Genomic DNA, 15,929 nt, shown 5'->3' with positions numbered 1-15,929 from the left:
CGGTGCCGGAAATTTCCGCCCGTGCCGGATTGGCTACGCCGCCGCCTCCGAGGGCGTCCGCGCCGCCCCTGTCACATCCGCGACCAGCTCGACGACATCGGGCCCGTACGCCTCGGAGTTCACCACCTTCAGCAGCAGCACGAACGAACCGTCGGTCCCGTACTTCCGGGCGAGCTTCTCCTGGTGCCGGGCCAGGTAACGGGTGGCCGCCTGGTTGGTTATGGCCCGCTGGCCGCAGAAGAGGAACACCGGCCGGGCGCCCTCACCGGCGGTGAGCCTGGCGAGGATGACGTACTCGGACGAACCCGTGTCCTGCCGGTAGCGCTCGGCGCCGATCGTGAACGCGCCGCGGTCGGGACCCGGCTCCACGTCCACGTTGACGTCGACGCCCGGCAGCAGGGTGGCCAGGTGCGCGGCCATCCGCCGGTTGGAGTACGGCCCGCCCAGGCAGAACTCGGTGCGCTCGCCGAAGCCCTGGTGGGAGGCGTCGTGCGGCACGATCCGCGCGTGCGCGCCGCAGTCCTTGATGAGGGCCGCCAGTTCGAGCAGGGCGAAGACGTCGTAGCGGCGGACAGCCCCGTCGCTTCCCGCGTCGCGGTTGACCACCAGCAGGCACTCGGCGTTCCCCGGCAGCCCGAAGAAGGCCTGCTTGCGGCGGAGCTTGCGGCGCCACAGGGTGGTGCGGGCGATCCAGCCGAGCGACGCGCTGACCCCGGTGGCGATGACGCCGAGCACGATGTTGAGCAGGTCTTCATACATGGGCGCGCATGGTAGCGGGGGAGCGGAACGCTGTCCGAGGCGGTCCTGGCGAGGGGCTGCCCGCGAAGTTAGGCTGCCCGGACGGTCGTTGACTGGAGGTACGGATGCGTCGGTCCCACGTACGTAACGTCTCACTCGCCGCTGTCGCCGCCACGGTCCTCTCGGTCGGTGCGGCGGCGCCACCCACGGAACGGACGACGCCCGTCAAGGAACCGGTGGCGGTGGGGTACGGCGGCGCCGTCGCGAGCGTGGACCCGGACGCGTCGGCCGCCGGCATCGAGGTGCTGCGGCGGGGCGGCAACGCCGTGGACGCGGCGGTCGCGACGGCCGCGGCGCTCGGCGTCACCGAGCCGTACTCGGCGGGCATCGGCGGTGGCGGTTACTTCGTGTACTACAACGCCAAGACGCGCAAGGTGCACACCATCGACGGCCGCGAGACGGCGCCGTTGTCGGCGGACGAGTCGCTGTTCCTCGGCGAGGACGGCAAGCCCCTCCCCTTCGAGGAGGCCATGACCAGCGGGCTGAGCGTCGGTACGCCGGGCACGCCCGCCACGTGGGACGCCGCGCTCGACGCGTGGGGCAGCAAGTCGCTGCGGGACCTGCTCAAGCCGGCCGAGCGGCTGGCGCGGGACGGCTTCACCGTGGACGCCACGTTCCGGGCGCAGACCGCCGCCAACGAGGCCCGGTTCCGGGACTTCCCGGCCTCCGCCGAGCTGTTCCTGCCCGGCGGGCGACTGCCCGTCGTCGGGTCGGTCCTCAAGAACCCCGACCTGGCACGCACCTACGACCAACTGGGCCGCCACGGGGCCGGGGCGCTGTACCGGGGCGAGCTCGCCCGCGACATCGTCCGCACCGTCCAGGACCCGCCCGTCCGCGCGGGCGCCACCCGCAACGTCCGCTCCGGCGACCTGACACCGCGTGACCTGGCGGTGTACGAGACGAAGTGGCAGCGCCCCACGAAGATGTCGTACCGGGGCCTGGACGTCTACGGCATGGCACCGTCGTCGTCGGGCGGTACCACCGTGGGCGAGGCGCTGAACATCCTGGAGCGCACCGACCTGTCGTCCCTGTCCAAGGCGGGGTACCTGCACCGGTTCATCGAGGCGAGCCGCGTCTCCTTCGCCGACCGGGGCCGCTGGGTCGGCGACCCGGCCTTCGAGGACGTCCCGGTCAAGGGCCTGCTCTCGCAGCGGTTCGCCGACTCCCGGGAGTGCCTGATCCGCGACGACGCCGTCCTCAAGAGCCCGCTGGCCCCCGGCGACCCGCGCGATCCGCGGCCGTGCGCGACGGGCGGGACGGCGGCGCCGACGACGTACGAGGGCGAGAACACCACCCACCTGACGGCGTCCGACAAGTGGGGCAACGTCGTCGCCTACACCCTGACCATCGAGTCGACCGGCGGCAGCGGCATCACCGTGCCGGGGCGGGGCTTCCTGCTCAACAACGAGCTGACCGACTTCTCCTTCGCCCCGGCCAACCCGGCCGTCCACGACCCGAACCTCCCCGGCCCCGGCAAGCGCCCCCGCTCCTCCATGTCGCCCACGATCGTCCTGGACCACCACGCCCGCCCGGTCCTCGCCCTGGGCTCCCCGGGCGGCGCGACCATCATCACGACCGTGCTCCAGACCCTGACGGGCGTCGTCGACCGTGACCTGCCCCTCGTCGAGGCCATCGCCGCCCCCCGCGCCAGCCAGCGCAACCAGCCCACCACGGAACTCGAACCGGCGCTCTACAACAGCCCGTTGCGCGCCGAGCTCGAAGCCCTGGGCCACGCCTTCCGCCAGAACCCCGAGATCGGCGCCGCCACCGGCATCCAGCGCCTCCCCGACGGCCGCTGGCTCGCCGCCGCCGAGAAGACCCGCCGCGGCGGCGGTTCGGCGATGGTGGTCCACCCGGCCGGGCGGCCGTAGGACCGCGGACAGGCGCGCCCGGCCGGCTCAGCGGGTCAGCACGTACCAGTCGGGCGAGTCCGGGTCGCCGTACTCGTGGTTGAGCTTCGGCCGGGCGGCCGTGCCGCCCAGGGTCCACTCGCCCGGCCAGCAGTCGCCGACGTCGATGGCGACGTGCTGGAGCCAGGGGTTGTCGTCCGGTTCGAACCGCCACGTTCCGGAGCCCTCGCACCGGCCCTCCAGGTCTCCGGTGCGGTCGCCCCGGGTGCCCACGGCGACCGCGCGTCCGTCGGCGTCCAGCCGCAGGGTGCCGCCCCGGCCGTCGCGCCACGTACCGGCGAGGTCCGAGGCGTGCACCCGGGGCGGGGCGTACTCGTCCACCAGCCCGGTCCCGTAGAGCAGGAGGCCCAGGACGATCACGGCGGGCGCCGGCAGCATGCCGACCCCGACGACGGCCCGGTACGGGCGTCCACGGGTGAGGGCCCAGCGCGTCAGCAGCGCCACCGCCGACAGCGCCGCCGTTCCGCACAGCCACGCCCACCACCAGGTGACCGGCCCGCCGCTCGCCGCCGGCCACAGGGCCGGCACGGCCATCCCGCAACCGGCCACCACCGGTACCCACCACCAGGCGTCCCGGCCGGCGCCCTGGCGCCGCCCCGCCCACGCCGTGGCCGACAGCGTCGGCAGGACCGCGAGGAGCGTGACCGCCAGCGCCGCGGGCGGCCCGAAGCAGAACAGGAAGGGAATCGCCAGCAACGCCATACCCGGGCCGTCACTGCGCCTGCGGGTCTCGTGTGCCATCTCCACGAACCCCGCGATCTCCAGGGCGGGAACAGCCAGGACCAGCACGGCCAGCATCGAGACGAGCATCGGCCGCACACTCCACAGGCCGTGCGGGCCCACCGGCGGCCGCTCACTCCGTCGCATCGGCCACGTCCCCCTGTCGCTCCGCACCGCCTCCCCAGCGGGTCGCATCCTCGCACGCGCCGAACGGCCGGGTTCCGGCCGCCCTGGCCGGTCGGCGAAGATGAGGCTGTCAGCACCATGGTCGGCAGTACGAGCAGCGAGGAGCGTCCACGCAGATGGCCACTTCCGGTTCCGGAGCACGGCCGCCCACGATCGCCGACGTGGCCCGGGCCGCGTCCGTGTCGCGGACGACGGTGTCGCACGCCCTGAACGGGATCGGCAAGGTCGACCCCCGGACGCGGGAGCGGATCAAGAAGGTCGCCGCCGAGCTCGGGTACCGGCCCAACCTGCGGGCGCAGCGGCTGCGGCGCGGGGAGGCGAAGGCCATCGCGCTGGCCTCGTCGATGCCGTTCGCGGTGGCCGGCGGGCCGTCGCGGCTGGGGTTCTACATGGAGGTCGCCGCCGCGGCCGCCGAGCGGGCGCTGCTGCACGGGTACGCGCTCGTGCTCGTACCGCCCGTGCGGTCCGGTTCGGCGCTGTACTCGGTGGACATCGACGGCGCCATCGTCGTCGAGCCCGACCGGGACGACGTGGCCGTGGCGCAGTTGCGCGAGCGCGGCCTGCCGTACGTGGCGCTCGGGCGCCCCATGGCGGAGGGGGACGACTCCCCGTATGTCGACCTGCGCGGCGGGCTGGTCGTCGACCTGCTCCTCGCCCACCTCCGCGACCAGGGCGCCCGGCGCCCGGCGCTGCTCATCGGTGCGGGCTCCCGGCACTCGGCCGTCGACGCCCGCGCCGCGTACGAACGCGCCGCCGCCGAGCATGGCTGGGCGCCGGTCGTCGCCACGGCACCCGAACAGGGCGGCGAGCAGGCCGGGTACGACGCCTGCGCCGCCCTGCTCGCCGACCACCCGGACACCGACGCGGTCTGCGCCCTGGTGGACGCCTTCGCCGTCGGCGCCGTCCGGGCGATCCACGACAGCGGCCGCCGCATCCCGGACGACGTCCTGGTCGTCACCCGGTACGACGGGCTGCGCGCCCGCACCTGCGAGCCGCCGCTCACCGCCGTCGACCTGCACCTGGACCGGGCCGCCGCCGACGCCGTGGAGCTGCTGCTCGGCAGGCTGCGCGGCGAGGCCATCCCGTCCGCGGCCGCAGCCCCCGAACCGCACGTCGTTCCCCGGGCCTCCTCGCTGCGGGTCACGGCCCCGGCGTGAGCCCGGAGGGGCCACGCCCCCGCCCCGCCGGGCGTCACCGCCGGGGGCGGGACGTGGCCGCCCGTGGGTCAGAGCCCCAGGATCAGCCCCGCCCCGGAGACCAGCGCGAAGACCAGCACGAACAGCCGCATCCGGCGCGCGTCGAGGCGCTGGTGCACCAGCCGGCTCAGCCACGCGCCGACGGCCAGGGCCGGCAGCAGCGCCGCCGCCCACCCCAACTGCGCCGCGCTGCCCTCGCCCGTGGCGAACAACAGGGCCAGCGAGGCCACTTCACCGACGAGGAAGCAGACCGCGACCGTGGCGCGCAGCTCCGCGGGCGGGCGGTGCTGGTAGACCAGCGCCAGTGGCGGGCCGCCCACGCCCGTCGCCGTCTCCGTCAGCCCGGTGACCACCCCCGCGCCCACATACGCGCCGCGTCCCGGGGTGAACGCGGGCGCGGCCAGGCTCACCACGGCCGCCAGTACCGTCGCCACGCCCACGAAAAGGCCGAGCCGCCGGTCGGGGATCACCCACAGCAGCATCAGCCCGCCCGGGGTGGCCGCCAGTCGCGCCGCCGTGATCCAGCCGGCGCCGCGCAGGTCCAGCGCGGCACGCTCGCGCCACGCGACGTACAGATTGAGCGGGATCATCGACGCCAGCACGAACACCGGTACCAGGCCCGGGTCCAGCAGTCCCGCCACGGGCGCGACGATCAGGGCGAAGCCCAGACCGCTCGCGCCCTGGACGAACGCCGCGACGGCGACCGTGACGGCGAGGACGACGATCGTCTCCGTACTCACGAGCAGGCCGCCCAGGCGTGGCCGGACGTGGGGTGGACGCGGGTCACCGGCGCCCGGAGCATGACCTCCCGGGCCAGTTCGGCTGCCCGCCGCACCAGCGCCCGGCCGTCCCAGTCGGTCGGCCAGCCGCGCCACAGCCGCAGCCGGCCGGCCACGAACACGGCGCTGATCTGGTCGCGGTTGCCGCGCCGTACCAGCTCCCAGGGCAGGTCCCAGGAGAGCGCCGTCTCGGGTGCCGACACGTCGACGAGCAGGAAGTCCGCGGCGGCGCCCTCGGCGACGCGGCCGGTCCGCGCGCCGAGCCCGACCGCGTCCGCGCCGCCCCGGGCGGCCCGGTCCAGCCACGTCCAGCCGGCGCCGCACGACGAGTCGCCGGTCGCCAGCCCGTACGCGAGGCGCTGCGCGAACTCGGCGGCGTCGGCCAGCCGGAACCCGTCGCCCCGCGTGCCGTCCGTCCCCAGCCCGAACCGGACCCCGCGCTCCGCCATCGTCGTCGCAGGGGCCACGGCATTGCCCTTCCAGGCGCTGGCGACCGGGTTGTAGCTGACGGCGGCCCCGCTGTCGGCGAGCAGCGTGACCTCCCGGGGGGTGAGCAGCGTGGCGTGCGCGGCCAGCAACTGCGGCCCCAGGGCGCCCACTTCGTGCAGGTACTCCAAGGGCCGCAGCCCGTGCCGGACGAGTGAGCGCTCCACGCCGGCCAGATGCTCGTTGACGTGGATCTGGACGACCGCGCCCGCCTCGGCTGCCATGTGCGCGGTGCGGCCCAGGGTGTGGGCGGTGGCGGCCTCCGGGACGGACACGGCGAGGGACGGGTGGATCAGCTCCTCGGCGCCGTACCGGGTGAGGTGCTTCTCGGCGTGCGCGAGCACCGTGTCGGTGTCGCCGTCCACGTCGTTGCAGACCAGGCCGAGTACGCAGCGGACGCCGGCGTCCCGCGCGGCGGCGGCCACGGCCTCCACGTCCACCGAGGCGCGGGTGCCCGCCTCGGCGACCGTGGTGAACCCGCCGCGCAGCGATTCGAGGGCGGCCAGTTTCGCCGCCACGTACACCGCCTCCTCGTCCAGGGCGCCTTCGAGCGGCACCCACACGCGGCGGAAGATCTCCGACGGCTCCCCGAAGGCGAGCGCGGCGCCGAAGCTCTGCGTGAGGTGGTGGTGGGCGTCGACGAAGCCGGGCATCAGGACGTGCCCGGGCAGCCGGACGGGCGTGAGGTGCGGGTGTTCCCGCGCAAGCCGTTCGGCCGGTCCGACCGCGCGGAATGTGTCGCCGGCGACGACGGCCGCGTAGTGGTCCCTCAGCCCGTCGGGCGTGAGCACCGCGTCGGGGGCCAGGAGGAGTCCGTCGCCGTCGGCGGTACGGAGGCGGTCGGGGGTCAGGTGGCTCATCGGTCACTTTCGGTACGGGTCAGGGGGCGGTCACCGGTACGGAGGTGGGGGAGGCGGACGTGGTGGAACAGGACGTTCAGGACGGCGGCCGTCACGGCCCCGACGGCGACGCCGCTCTCCAGGAGGATCCGGGCGTTGGGCGGGAAGCCGCCGTACACGCCCGGGATGAGGATGGGCAGCAGCCCCAGGGCCAGGGCGACGGCGCAGATGAAGGTGTTGGTGTGCCGGTCCAGCTCCGCGGCCCGCCCGAGCATCTGCACGCCGAGCACCGTGATGACGGCGAACACCACCATGGCCGTGCCGCCGACGACGGCCGACGGGATGACGCTGATCGCGCGGGTGACGGGGGCCAGGAAGCCGATGACGATCAGGACGACCCCGGCGGCGGCGGTCACGTACCGGCTGCGTACGCCGGTGACGCGGACGATGCCGATGTTCTCGCCGCTGGTCACCATCAGCGGCAGGCCGAAGAAGCCGCCGAACAGGGAGGTGAGCGCGTCGCCCCGGATGGTCTTCGGCACGTCCTGGCGCTTGTCGATGTCCTTGCCGACCGCCTCCGCGTTGATCACGGTCTGGCCGGTGGCCTCCGCCATGGAGGCGAGGCTGTAGAGCATCAGCGGCAGCGCGGCGAGCAGGTTGAACTCGGGCGAACCGAACGGCAGCGCCTGGGGGAGGTTCAGCAGACCGCCCTCGGCTGCCGAGCCGAAGTCGACGCCGCCGAGGAGGAAGGCGAGCACCGTACCGGCGATCAGCCCCAGCATGACGGCCAGTTGCCGCAGCACACCGGTGAACAGCCAGTAGAACGCGACGGTGAAGCCGATCGTCGCCATGCCGAGGAGCAGGTTGGTGGGGTCGGCGAACCCGGGCGTACCGGGCCGGCCCGTGACGAGCACGGCGCCCACCTTCACCAGGTTGACGCCCACGATCACGATCATCGTGCCGATGACCAGGGCGGGGAAGAACGCCAGCAGCCGGGAGAAGACCGGCAGCACCACGAAGTAGAACGCGGCGGTGATGATCACCGCGCCGGTGGCGGTCGGTAGCCCGTGCTGCTCGGCGATGGCCAGGAACAGGATGAGCGGCGCGCCCCCGGGCAACATGACGAACGGCAGCTTGGGCCCGAACTTCCACGGGCCGAGCGACTGGATCAGGGACCCGATGCCGGACAGGATGAACGCGGCTGAGAGCAGGTCGACCGTGAGGCCGGGGTCGAGCCGGAGCGTGGCGCTCATCAGGAAGATCGCCGAGATCGGCGTGGCCGCCATGACCAGCACGTGCTGGATCCCGAAGAGCAGGATCCGGCCGAGCGGCCGGGACTCGTCCACGGGGTGCCTCGACCCGGGAGACCCGGGAGATCCAGAGGACCCGGCAGAGGCGGGAGAGGCGTCGTCGGGCCCGTGCGGGGGAGAGGTCACGGACCCCGGCTGGTCGTCGGTGACGGTGCCGGTGTGGGCTTCGGCGTGGGCGCGGGCGTCGGCGTGCGCGTCGGCGTGTACGGCGGGCTGGGCGGATGCGGGATCCGCGGTGGACCCCGCCGGGGACGGGACGCGGGGCGTGGAGTGGGGACTGGACACGTTCGAGCTCCGTTCGGCTCGCTCCGGGTTTGGCCGCGACCCGCCCGAGACGGGAGCGGAATCGCTGGGGCCAAATCGATTTGGCCGCCAGTATGTGAGTGCCCCGGGGGCGCGTCAAGGGATACGTGCGACGCCGATTGCCGCGTGCATGGCGCACGGGTTCAATGAGAAGAGAGTCCCGGAAGGAGAGGCGATCGTGGTTCTCGTACTGCGCCCCGGCAGGCCGGGTGACGCCCAGGACTGCGGCAGGATCTGCTTCGAGGCCTTCGACGGCATCGCCCGCGAGCACGGGTTCCCGTCCGACATGCCGGGCGCCGAACCGGCCACGGAGATGTTCCGGATGGTGTTCGACCACCCCGGGTTCTACACCGTCGTCGCCGAGCTCGACGGCCGGATCGTGGGCAGCAACTGCCTCGACGAGCGGTCACCCATCGCCGGCATCGGGCCGGTCACCGTCGACCCGGCCGTACAGAACGGCGGAATCGGGCGCCGGCTCATGCTGGACGTCATGCGGCGGACGGCCGAGCGGCAGGCGCCCGGCATCCGGCTGCTCCAGAGCGGCTACCACAGCCGGTCGTTCGCGCTGTACGCCGGACTCGGGTTCGAGTTCCGCGAGACGGTGGCCTGCCTCCAGGGTCCGCCGATCGGCGGGGCCGTGCCCGGCTACGAGGTGCGGGCGGCCACGGACGCGGACCTGGCGGCCTGCAACGACCTGTGCCGGAGGGTCCACGGGGTGGACCGTGGCGGAGAGCTGGCCGACGCGCTCAAGGCGGGCACGGCGAGGGTGACCGAGCACGGCGGCCGGATCACCGGATACGCCACGGACTTGTCCTTCTTCGCCCACGCGGTCGGTGAGACCACCGAGGACGTCCGGGCGCTGATCGCCGCGGCGCCCTCCTTCGGCGGCCCCGGCATCCTCGTACCGGCGCGCGACAGCGCCCTGTTGCAGTGGTGTCTCGCCAACGGGCTCAAGGTGCGGCAGCTCATGAGCCTGATGACCATCGGCCTCTACAGCGAGCCCGCCGGGGCGTACCTGCCCTCGATCCTGTACTGACCGTCCCGGCGGTGGCGCTACGGCGCCGTCAGGACGCGCGGCCCCCGGTCCGTGATCGCGACCGTGTGCTCGACGTGCGCCGCGCGGCTGCCGTCCAGGGTGCGGACCGTCCAGCCGTCCTCGGCCGTGCCGTGGTCGTCGCCACCGCCGGCGATCAGCATCGGCTCGATGGCCAGCACCATGCCGTGGCGCAGCGGCATCCCGCGCCCCGGGCGCCCCTCGTTGGGCACGCCGGGGTCCTCGTGCATGTGCCGCCCCACCCCGTGGCCGCCGAACCCGTCCGGGATGCCGTACCCGGCGGCGCGGCACACGCGGCCGACCGCGTGCGCGATGTCACCGACGCGGTTGCCGACGACCGCCGCCGCGATACCCGCGTCCAGCACCTCGTACGCCGTGTCGATCAGCCGCGTGTCCGCCGGGCGCGCCTGCCCGACGGTGAGGCTGATCGCCGCGTCGCCGGCCCAGCCGTCCAGGACGGCACCGCAGTCGACGCTCAGGAGGTCGCCGTCCCGCAGCCGGTAACCGTCCGGGATGCCGTGCACGATCGCGTCGTTGACGGACGTGCAGATCACCGCCGGGAACGGCACCGGCGCCCACTCCGGGCGGTAGCCGAGGAAGGGCGACCCGGCGCCCGCCTCGCGCAGCACCTGGCGCGCGGTCCGGTCCAGCGTGCTCAGCGCGACGCCGGGGGCCGCCGCCGCCCGTACCGCCTCCAGCGCCTCCGCGACGACCCGGCCGGAGGCGCGCATGGCGTCCAGGGAGGCGTCGGTCTTGATCTCCACCATGCCAATTACTATACCGGTATTAGTATGGGGTCATGGTCCGAACCCCTCTCACCCCCGAAGAGCGCGAACGCGGCGAGCGTCTCGGGCAGTTGCTGCGCGAGGCGCGCGGCCCGCGCAGCATGGTCGAGATCGCGGCGGCCGCCGGTCTCTCGGCGGAGACCCTCCGCAAGATCGAGACGGGCCGCGCCCCGACCCCCGCCTTCTTCACCGTCGCCGCCCTGGCGGGGGTGCTGGGCCTGTCGATGGACGACCTCGTCTCCCGCTGCGCGCTGGTGCCCTCCTGAGTCACCGCTCGTCGAGTCGGTACAGCTCGGGCACCGAGACCTTGACCGGCTCCTGCGTGGTCCGGGCGATCACGACGACCGCGGGCTCGTCCGGGTCGGGGTTCTCCTCGCGGTGCGGGACGAACGGGGGCACCAGGAAGAAGTCGCCGGGACCGCCGGCGAGCCGTACCTCCCGGGTGCCGTCGTGGTAGACGAACACGGGGTGGCCGCTGACCACGTAGATCCCCGCCTCCGAATCCCCGTGATGGTGGTTGTCCGTCGCGCTCAGCGGCGGGTTCTCCACCAGGCCCATCCAGAGCCGCTTCGAGCCGACCGTGCCGCCGCTGATGGCGGCGTGCCCGGTCAACTCGCCGGCCCGGACATGGTGGACGCGGTTGTTCAGCGGCGCGTCCTCACCGGCGCCCCGTGCGGTCGCGGTGCTCTCGTGCGCGGTCATCGTGCGGCCTCCCGGTTCCTCGACGGGCCCGGCTTCTCGCCGGCCCTGACTCGGAACCAGGCTGCGACGCGCGCCCCGGGGCGCCAACTGTCGTTGCCGTTACGGCAACACACCCGCCCTCGCCTCCGCCAGCAGGGCACGCGCCTTCGGCTCGGCCTCGTCGTACCGGTCCGGGTGGGCCGAGCGCTGCACCTCCTGGGCCGTCCCGCCCGCCGTGAGGTGGGGCGACCGGCGCTCCACCTCGACGGCCCGGGCGAAGAACCGCCGCGCCGCGTACGGGACGCGCCTTATCTGCTCGGGCGTCCCCCAGCCCTGGCTGGGGCGCTGCTGGAACACGCCGAGCGAATCCTTGTCGCCGCAGTCGAGGTTGTTCATGTGCGACTCGACCCAGCCCGCCTCGAAGGCGGCCAGCATGACCTTCTGCGAGACGCCGAGGCGGCGCCCCACGGCGTAAACGGTCCTGGTGACCTTCAGGTCCCGGTCCGGCGGGATACGGCAAGGGCGCGTCATGACTGGGACGTGCCCGCCCCGGACCGGTCACGAACCCACACCGGTGGACCCGGAAAACCCCTGCCGGGACACGGGGGGCCGTCAGGGGCGTAGGGTCGCGGCCGTGATACCTGAAGGGTTGCGGCACGGCCGCTACATCAGCCTGACCACGTTCCGCAAGGACGGCACGGGGGTCGCCACGCCGGTCTGGTACGCCGTGGACGGCGACGAACTATACGTCTGGACGCGCGCGGACTCGTGGAAGGTCAAGCGGCTGCGCCGCGACAGCCGGGTCGTCGTCACCGCGTGCGACGTGCGCGGACGGGTCGCGGACGGCGCCGTACGCGTCGAGGGCACGGCGCGGCTGCTGGACGACCTCAAGGGCGTGAGGAGACTGCTGGCCCGCAAGTACGGCCTCCAGTTCTGGCTGGTCGACCTGCCGGCGGCGCTGGCGCGGCGGGGCAAGCGGCCGCACGTGGGCATCGCCGTGAAGTTCCCGCCCGAAAAGCTCCCGTAGCCCGGCTGTAACACGGCTGAGGTCGAATGCCTCCGGACCGGAGGATTCCAGTCGAGCGAGTCGAGCGAGTCGAGCCAGTCGGCCATCCGGCTGTGGGGGGGCATACATGACGGTGCATCACCTCCCGGAGGAGGCCGAGGCGTTCGTGCGCTACCTCGGACGCCTGGTCGCGCTGCTCGACGAGGGCGGCGGCTGGTACGGCGTCTTCCGGCAGCGCGACCCCGACGGGATGCGGGCCTGCCTCGACGGTACGGAGGTGCCGCCCTGGGACGTCGTCGAGGCGCTGCTCCAGGACCTCGTGGCGGCGCGGGGCGAAACGGCGCCGGACTCCGGGACGGTACGGGCGGAGACGGTACGCGCACGGGACCTGCACGCCGCCGCGGCCGCCGCCCACGACCGGCGCCCCGGTGGGCGGGAGGCGCTGCGCGAACGGCTGGCCCTGATGGTGGCCGAGCAGGCGGGCGCGGCCCGGCGCGGCCAGGAGCTGGTCGCCCTGCTGGGAACGGTCCCGGAGGGCTCGCCGGACGCGGAACGGCTGGCCCACGACCTCGCCTGGGTGCGCGACAACCACGCCAGGGCGACCGCCCGGATCACCGAGCTGGGCGTCCGCCTGGCCGCCCTCCCCGAAGCCCCCGCTCCCGCTCCGCCCGCTCCGCCCGCTCCCGCTCCGCCCGCGCGCAAGCGCCCCAGAGGCGCCCGGTACGCCTGGTTCGAGGAGGGCGACGGCCACCCCGACACCGCCCCGGCCCCCGCCCCGGAGCCCGTACCCGTACCCGACCTGCCCACCGCCGTCGCCGTCCCGCGCGGGGCCCGCTTCGGCGGCGTCACCGACCAGGAACAAGAACAGGAACGGGAGAGAGACCAGGAACGGGAACGAGACCAAGAGCAGGACCAAGGACAGGGACACCAACAACAAGCGCACCAACAACAAGCGCACCAGCAACAGCATCCACCCCACCCCGTCCCCGACCACACCGTCCCCGATCAGACCGCCCCGCACCCCGCGCCCCACCACACCGTCACCGCCCTCCTGCGCCTCCGCGCCGAGGGCCGGAGCGGCGAGGCGCACGCCCTGCTGTGCGAGGCCGCCGCCTGGCCCGCCGCCCGGCTGCCCCTGCTCGCCGCCGAGCTCGACCGCGCCGGCCTGGGCCCCGACTGGGCCACCCTGCTGTGGGAGGCGGCCGCCTCCCTCACGCCCGAGCGGCTCGTGGACCTCGTCGGGGCGCTCACCTCCGCCGGGCGGGACCAGGACGCCCGGCAGTTGCTGCACCAGGGCGTGGCCCGGCCCACGGCCGAGACGGCGGCCGCCGTGCTGGGGCTCGACGAGAGCGGCCGCGCCGAGGAGGCCCGGGTGCTGGTCCACGCGTTCGTGCGGTCCCGCAGCGCCGAGGACGCCGCCCGCCTCGCCGCGTACGCCCCGCACCGCCTGGTGCCGCACCTGCTGGCGGCCGCCCGTGAGCTCGCCGCAACGTCCCCGTCGCACGAGCGCGACCTGGTGCACGCGCTGCGTGTCGCGGGCCTGGTCGGGACCTGATCGGCAACCCGCGCAAGCCGCCCGCTGTGGACCACTCGGGTACGAAACATGATCGACTCCGGCGGTTACCGGCGGCGGTCTTGCCCAGGGATGTGACGAGGCTTACGTTCGCTACCTACGCACCCCGTCTACGTGCGTAGAGGCTCTCTGACGCCGTGCCGAAGGAGCAGCTCATGTCCCACATCGTGCGCGCCGCCCTCGTCCAGGCGACCTGGACGGGCGACACCGAATCCATGATCGCCAAGCATGAGGAGCACGCCCGCGAGGCGGCCCGGCAGGGCGCCAAGGTCATCGGTTTCCAAGAGGTCTTCAACGCTCCGTACTTCTGTCAGGTCCAGGAGCCGGAGCACTACCGCTGGGCCGAGTCGGTACCCGACGGCCCGACCGTCCGGCGCATGCGGGACCTCGCCCGCGAGACCGGCATGGTGATCGTCGTCCCGGTCTTCGAGATCGACGGCCCGGGCTTCTACTACAACACCGCCGCCGTGATCGACGCCGACGGCTCGTACCTCGGCAAGTACCGCAAGCACCACATCCCCCAGGTGAGGGGCTTCTGGGAGAAGTACTACTTCAGGCCCGGCAACCTCGGCTGGCCGGTCTTCGACACCGCCGTCGGGCGCGTCGGCGTCTACATCTGCTACGACCGCCACTTCCCGGAGGGCTGGCGCCAACTCGGTCTGAACGGCGCCCAGCTCGTCTACAACCCCTCCGCCACCCACCGCGGCCTGTCCTCCCACCTCTGGCAGTTGGAGCAGCCCGCGGCCGCCGTCGCCAACGAGTACTTCGTCGCCGCCATCAACCGCGTCGGCCGCGAGGAGTACGGGGACAACGACTTCTACGGCACCAGCTACTTCGTCGACCCGCGCGGCCAGTTCGTCGGCGACCTCGCCTCCGACAAGGAGGAGGAACTGCTCGTCCGCGACCTCGACTTCCGGCTCATCGACGACGTACGGCAGACGTGGGCGTTCTACCGCGACCGGCGCCCCGACGCGTACGAGGGACTGGTGCAGCCATGACGTCCGACCTCCACGCGACCGACCTGTACGCACGCCACAAGGCCGTCATCCCCGACTGGGTCTCGCTCTACTACCAGGACCCGATCGAGATCACCCACGGCGAGGGACGGTACGTCTGGGACGCCGGCGGCAAGCGCTACCTCGACTTCTTCGGCGGCATCCTCACCACCATGACCGCCCACGCCCTCCCCGAGGTCACCAAGGCGATCACCGAGCAGGCCGGGCGGATCATCCACTCCTCCACCCTCTACCTCAACCGCCCCATGGTGGAGCTGGCCGAGCGGATCGCCCACCTCTCCGGCATCCCCGACGCCCGGGTCTTCTTCACCACCTCCGGCACGGAGGCGAACGACACCGCCCTGCTGCTGGCCACCGCCTACCGCCGCACCAACCAGATCCTGGCGATGCGCAACAGCTACCACGGCCGGTCCTTCTCCGCCGTCTCCGTCACCGGCAACCGCGCCTGGTCGCCGACCACCCTCTCGCCGCTCCAGACGCTGTACGTGCACGGCGGCGTCCGGACCCGCGGCCCCTACGCGCACCTGACCGACGCCCGGTTCATCGAGGCGTGCGTCGCCGACCTCGAAGACCTGCTCGGGCACACCGGGGACGTGGCCGCGCTGATCGCCGAGCCCATCCAGGGCGTCGGCGGCTTCACCTCCCCGCCCGACGGGCTGTACGCCGCCTTCCGCGAGGTCCTCGGCCCGCGCGGCATCCTGTGGATCGCCGACGAGGTGCAGACCGGCTGGGGCCGCACCGGGGAGCACTTCTGGGGCTGGCAGGCGCACGGGAGCAGCGGCCCGCCCGACATCCTCACCTTCGCCAAGGGCATCGGCAACGGCATGTCCATCGGCGGCGTCGTCGCCCGTGCGGACGTCATGAACTGCCTGAACGCCAACTCCATCTCGACGTTCGGCGGCTCGCCCATCACCATGGCCGCCGGCCTCGCCAACCTCTCCTACCTCCTCGAACACGACCTCCAGGGCAACGCCCGGCGCGTCGGCGGGCTGCTCCTCGAACGGCTGCGCGCCATCGGGGCGAGCAGCGACCTCGTACGCGAAGTGCGCGGGCGCGGCCTGATGCTCGGCCTCGAACTCGTCACACCCGGCTCGGACGAGGCCAACCCGCGGGCGGCCGCCGCCGTCCTCGAAGCGGCCCGCGAAGGCGGCCTGCTGATCGGCAAGGGCGGCGGCCACAACACCAGCGCCCTCCGGATCGCCCCGCCCCTCACCCTGACCGTCGCCGAGGCCGAGGAGGGCGCCGCGATCCTCGAACGGGCCCTGCGCTCCATCTAGCCGAAGGGGG

At 73.6% G+C, this 15,929-nt stretch carries 16 protein-coding genes; 8 read left to right on the top strand and 8 right to left on the bottom strand.

Annotated elements, in window-relative coordinates:
• Positions 1-33 precede the first annotated feature (33 nt).
• The gene (locus tag ACZ46W_RS03785; RefSeq protein WP_468330767.1) at positions 34-759 is read right to left on the bottom strand and encodes a hypothetical protein; all 726 of its coding nucleotides are present in this window, start codon (positions 757-759) and stop codon (positions 34-36) included.
• A 104-nt stretch (positions 760-863) separates the two neighbouring features.
• Between ACZ46W_RS03785 and ggt the strand changes: the two genes are divergently transcribed.
• Entirely contained in the window at positions 864-2,669 is a 1,806-nt protein-coding gene (ggt, locus tag ACZ46W_RS03780) for a gamma-glutamyltransferase (protein WP_468330764.1), read from the top strand.
• 27 nt (positions 2,670-2,696) lie between these two features.
• On the opposite strand, the gene ACZ46W_RS03775 is transcribed toward ggt, so the two are convergent.
• Positions 2,697-3,575 carry a hypothetical protein gene (locus tag ACZ46W_RS03775; RefSeq protein WP_468330761.1) on the bottom strand — a complete coding sequence of 293 codons (879 nt, stop codon included), beginning with the start codon at positions 3,573-3,575 and terminating at the stop codon, positions 2,697-2,699.
• Between the two features lie 155 nt (positions 3,576-3,730).
• On the opposite strand from ACZ46W_RS03775, the gene ACZ46W_RS03770 reads away from it, so the two are divergent.
• Entirely contained in the window at positions 3,731-4,771 is a 1,041-nt protein-coding gene (locus ACZ46W_RS03770) for a LacI family DNA-binding transcriptional regulator (RefSeq protein WP_468330758.1), read from the top strand.
• A 68-nt stretch (positions 4,772-4,839) separates the two neighbouring features.
• On the opposite strand, the gene ACZ46W_RS03765 is transcribed toward ACZ46W_RS03770, so the two are convergent.
• Genes ACZ46W_RS03765 through ACZ46W_RS03755 form a run of 3 tightly spaced genes read right to left on the bottom strand, consistent with a single transcriptional unit; the run spans position 4,840 to position 8,260 of the window.
• Positions 4,840-5,550, bottom strand: coding sequence for a sulfite exporter TauE/SafE family protein (locus ACZ46W_RS03765; protein WP_468330755.1), 711 nt, complete (start codon positions 5,548-5,550; stop codon positions 4,840-4,842).
• A complete protein-coding gene (locus tag ACZ46W_RS03760; RefSeq protein ID WP_468330752.1) occupies positions 5,547-6,935 on the bottom strand; it encodes an amidohydrolase family protein in 1,389 nt (462 codons plus the stop codon). The genes ACZ46W_RS03765 and ACZ46W_RS03760 overlap by 4 nt, the downstream gene beginning before the upstream one ends.
• Complete coding sequence (locus ACZ46W_RS03755) at positions 6,932-8,260, bottom strand: uracil-xanthine permease family protein (RefSeq protein WP_468330749.1); 1,329 nt, start codon at positions 8,258-8,260, stop codon at positions 6,932-6,934. Before ACZ46W_RS03755 ends, ACZ46W_RS03760 begins: the two co-directional genes overlap by 4 nt.
• 445 nt (positions 8,261-8,705) lie before the next feature.
• Between ACZ46W_RS03755 and ACZ46W_RS03750 the strand changes: the two genes are divergently transcribed.
• On the top strand, positions 8,706-9,563 hold the full coding sequence (locus tag ACZ46W_RS03750; protein WP_468330746.1) for a GNAT family N-acetyltransferase: 858 nt from the start codon (positions 8,706-8,708) through the stop codon (positions 9,561-9,563).
• Positions 9,564-9,580: 17 nt separating this feature from the next.
• Here the strand turns inward: ACZ46W_RS03750 and map are convergent, their stop codons facing one another.
• Positions 9,581-10,348, bottom strand: a complete 768-nt coding sequence (gene map / locus ACZ46W_RS03745) for a type I methionyl aminopeptidase (protein ID WP_468330743.1) — start codon at positions 10,346-10,348, stop codon at positions 9,581-9,583.
• Between the two features lie 32 nt (positions 10,349-10,380).
• Here map and ACZ46W_RS03740 point away from each other — a divergent pair, with 32 nt between their 5' ends.
• A complete protein-coding gene (locus ACZ46W_RS03740; RefSeq protein ID WP_468330740.1) occupies positions 10,381-10,632 on the top strand; it encodes a helix-turn-helix domain-containing protein in 252 nt (83 codons plus the stop codon).
• 1 nt (position 10,633) lies between these two features.
• Here ACZ46W_RS03740 and ACZ46W_RS03735 read toward each other — a convergent pair whose 3' ends face one another.
• The gene (locus tag ACZ46W_RS03735) at positions 10,634-11,068 is read right to left on the bottom strand and encodes a cupin domain-containing protein (RefSeq protein WP_468330737.1); all 435 of its coding nucleotides are present in this window, start codon (positions 11,066-11,068) and stop codon (positions 10,634-10,636) included.
• Between the two features lie 99 nt (positions 11,069-11,167).
• The gene (locus ACZ46W_RS03730; RefSeq protein ID WP_468330734.1) at positions 11,168-11,578 is read right to left on the bottom strand and encodes a hypothetical protein; all 411 of its coding nucleotides are present in this window, start codon (positions 11,576-11,578) and stop codon (positions 11,168-11,170) included.
• 103 nt (positions 11,579-11,681) lie between these two features.
• On the opposite strand from ACZ46W_RS03730, the gene ACZ46W_RS03725 reads away from it, so the two are divergent.
• The 4 genes from ACZ46W_RS03725 (at position 11,682) to ACZ46W_RS03710 (ending at position 15,919) form a co-directional block, all read left to right on the top strand.
• Entirely contained in the window at positions 11,682-12,074 is a 393-nt protein-coding gene (locus ACZ46W_RS03725) for a PPOX class F420-dependent oxidoreductase (protein WP_468330731.1), read from the top strand.
• 106 nt (positions 12,075-12,180) lie between these two features.
• Positions 12,181-13,608, top strand: coding sequence for a hypothetical protein (locus ACZ46W_RS03720; protein ID WP_468330728.1), 1,428 nt, complete (start codon positions 12,181-12,183; stop codon positions 13,606-13,608).
• Between the two features lie 173 nt (positions 13,609-13,781).
• Complete coding sequence (locus ACZ46W_RS03715; protein WP_468330725.1) at positions 13,782-14,624, top strand: nitrilase-related carbon-nitrogen hydrolase; 843 nt, start codon at positions 13,782-13,784, stop codon at positions 14,622-14,624.
• Positions 14,621-15,919, top strand: coding sequence for an aspartate aminotransferase family protein (locus ACZ46W_RS03710; protein ID WP_468330722.1), 1,299 nt, complete (start codon positions 14,621-14,623; stop codon positions 15,917-15,919). The genes ACZ46W_RS03715 and ACZ46W_RS03710 overlap by 4 nt, the downstream gene beginning before the upstream one ends.
• The last annotated feature ends 10 nt before the right edge of the window (positions 15,920-15,929 follow it).

The sequence above is a fragment of the Streptomyces sp. NPDC031064 genome, from assembly GCF_055570965.1.
Note: the sequence above shows the minus strand (reverse complement) of the source record. Positions and strands in the feature narration are given on the sequence as shown.

Bases quoted from the DNA above. Each gene is read 5' to 3' on its own strand.
- ACZ46W_RS03775 (WP_468330761.1), bottom strand. From the start codon at position 3,575: ATGCGACGGAGTGAGCGGCCGCCGGTGGGCCCGCACGGCCTGTGGAGT.
- ggt (WP_468330764.1), top strand. From the start codon at position 864: ATGCGTCGGTCCCACGTACGTAACGTCTCACTCGCCGCTGTCGCCGCC.
- ACZ46W_RS03735 (WP_468330737.1), bottom strand. From the start codon at position 11,068: ATGACCGCGCACGAGAGCACCGCGACCGCACGGGGCGCCGGTGAGGAC.
- ACZ46W_RS03720 (WP_468330728.1), top strand. From the start codon at position 12,181: ATGACGGTGCATCACCTCCCGGAGGAGGCCGAGGCGTTCGTGCGCTAC.
- ACZ46W_RS03710 (WP_468330722.1), top strand. From the start codon at position 14,621: ATGACGTCCGACCTCCACGCGACCGACCTGTACGCACGCCACAAGGCC.
- ACZ46W_RS03785 (WP_468330767.1), bottom strand. From the start codon at position 759: ATGTATGAAGACCTGCTCAACATCGTGCTCGGCGTCATCGCCACCGGG.
- ACZ46W_RS03730 (WP_468330734.1), bottom strand. From the start codon at position 11,578: ATGACGCGCCCTTGCCGTATCCCGCCGGACCGGGACCTGAAGGTCACC.
- ACZ46W_RS03715 (WP_468330725.1), top strand. From the start codon at position 13,782: ATGTCCCACATCGTGCGCGCCGCCCTCGTCCAGGCGACCTGGACGGGC.
- ACZ46W_RS03770 (WP_468330758.1), top strand. From the start codon at position 3,731: ATGGCCACTTCCGGTTCCGGAGCACGGCCGCCCACGATCGCCGACGTG.
- ACZ46W_RS03760 (WP_468330752.1), bottom strand. From the start codon at position 6,935: ATGAGCCACCTGACCCCCGACCGCCTCCGTACCGCCGACGGCGACGGA.
- ACZ46W_RS03740 (WP_468330740.1), top strand. From the start codon at position 10,381: ATGGTCCGAACCCCTCTCACCCCCGAAGAGCGCGAACGCGGCGAGCGT.
- map (WP_468330743.1), bottom strand. From the start codon at position 10,348: ATGGTGGAGATCAAGACCGACGCCTCCCTGGACGCCATGCGCGCCTCC.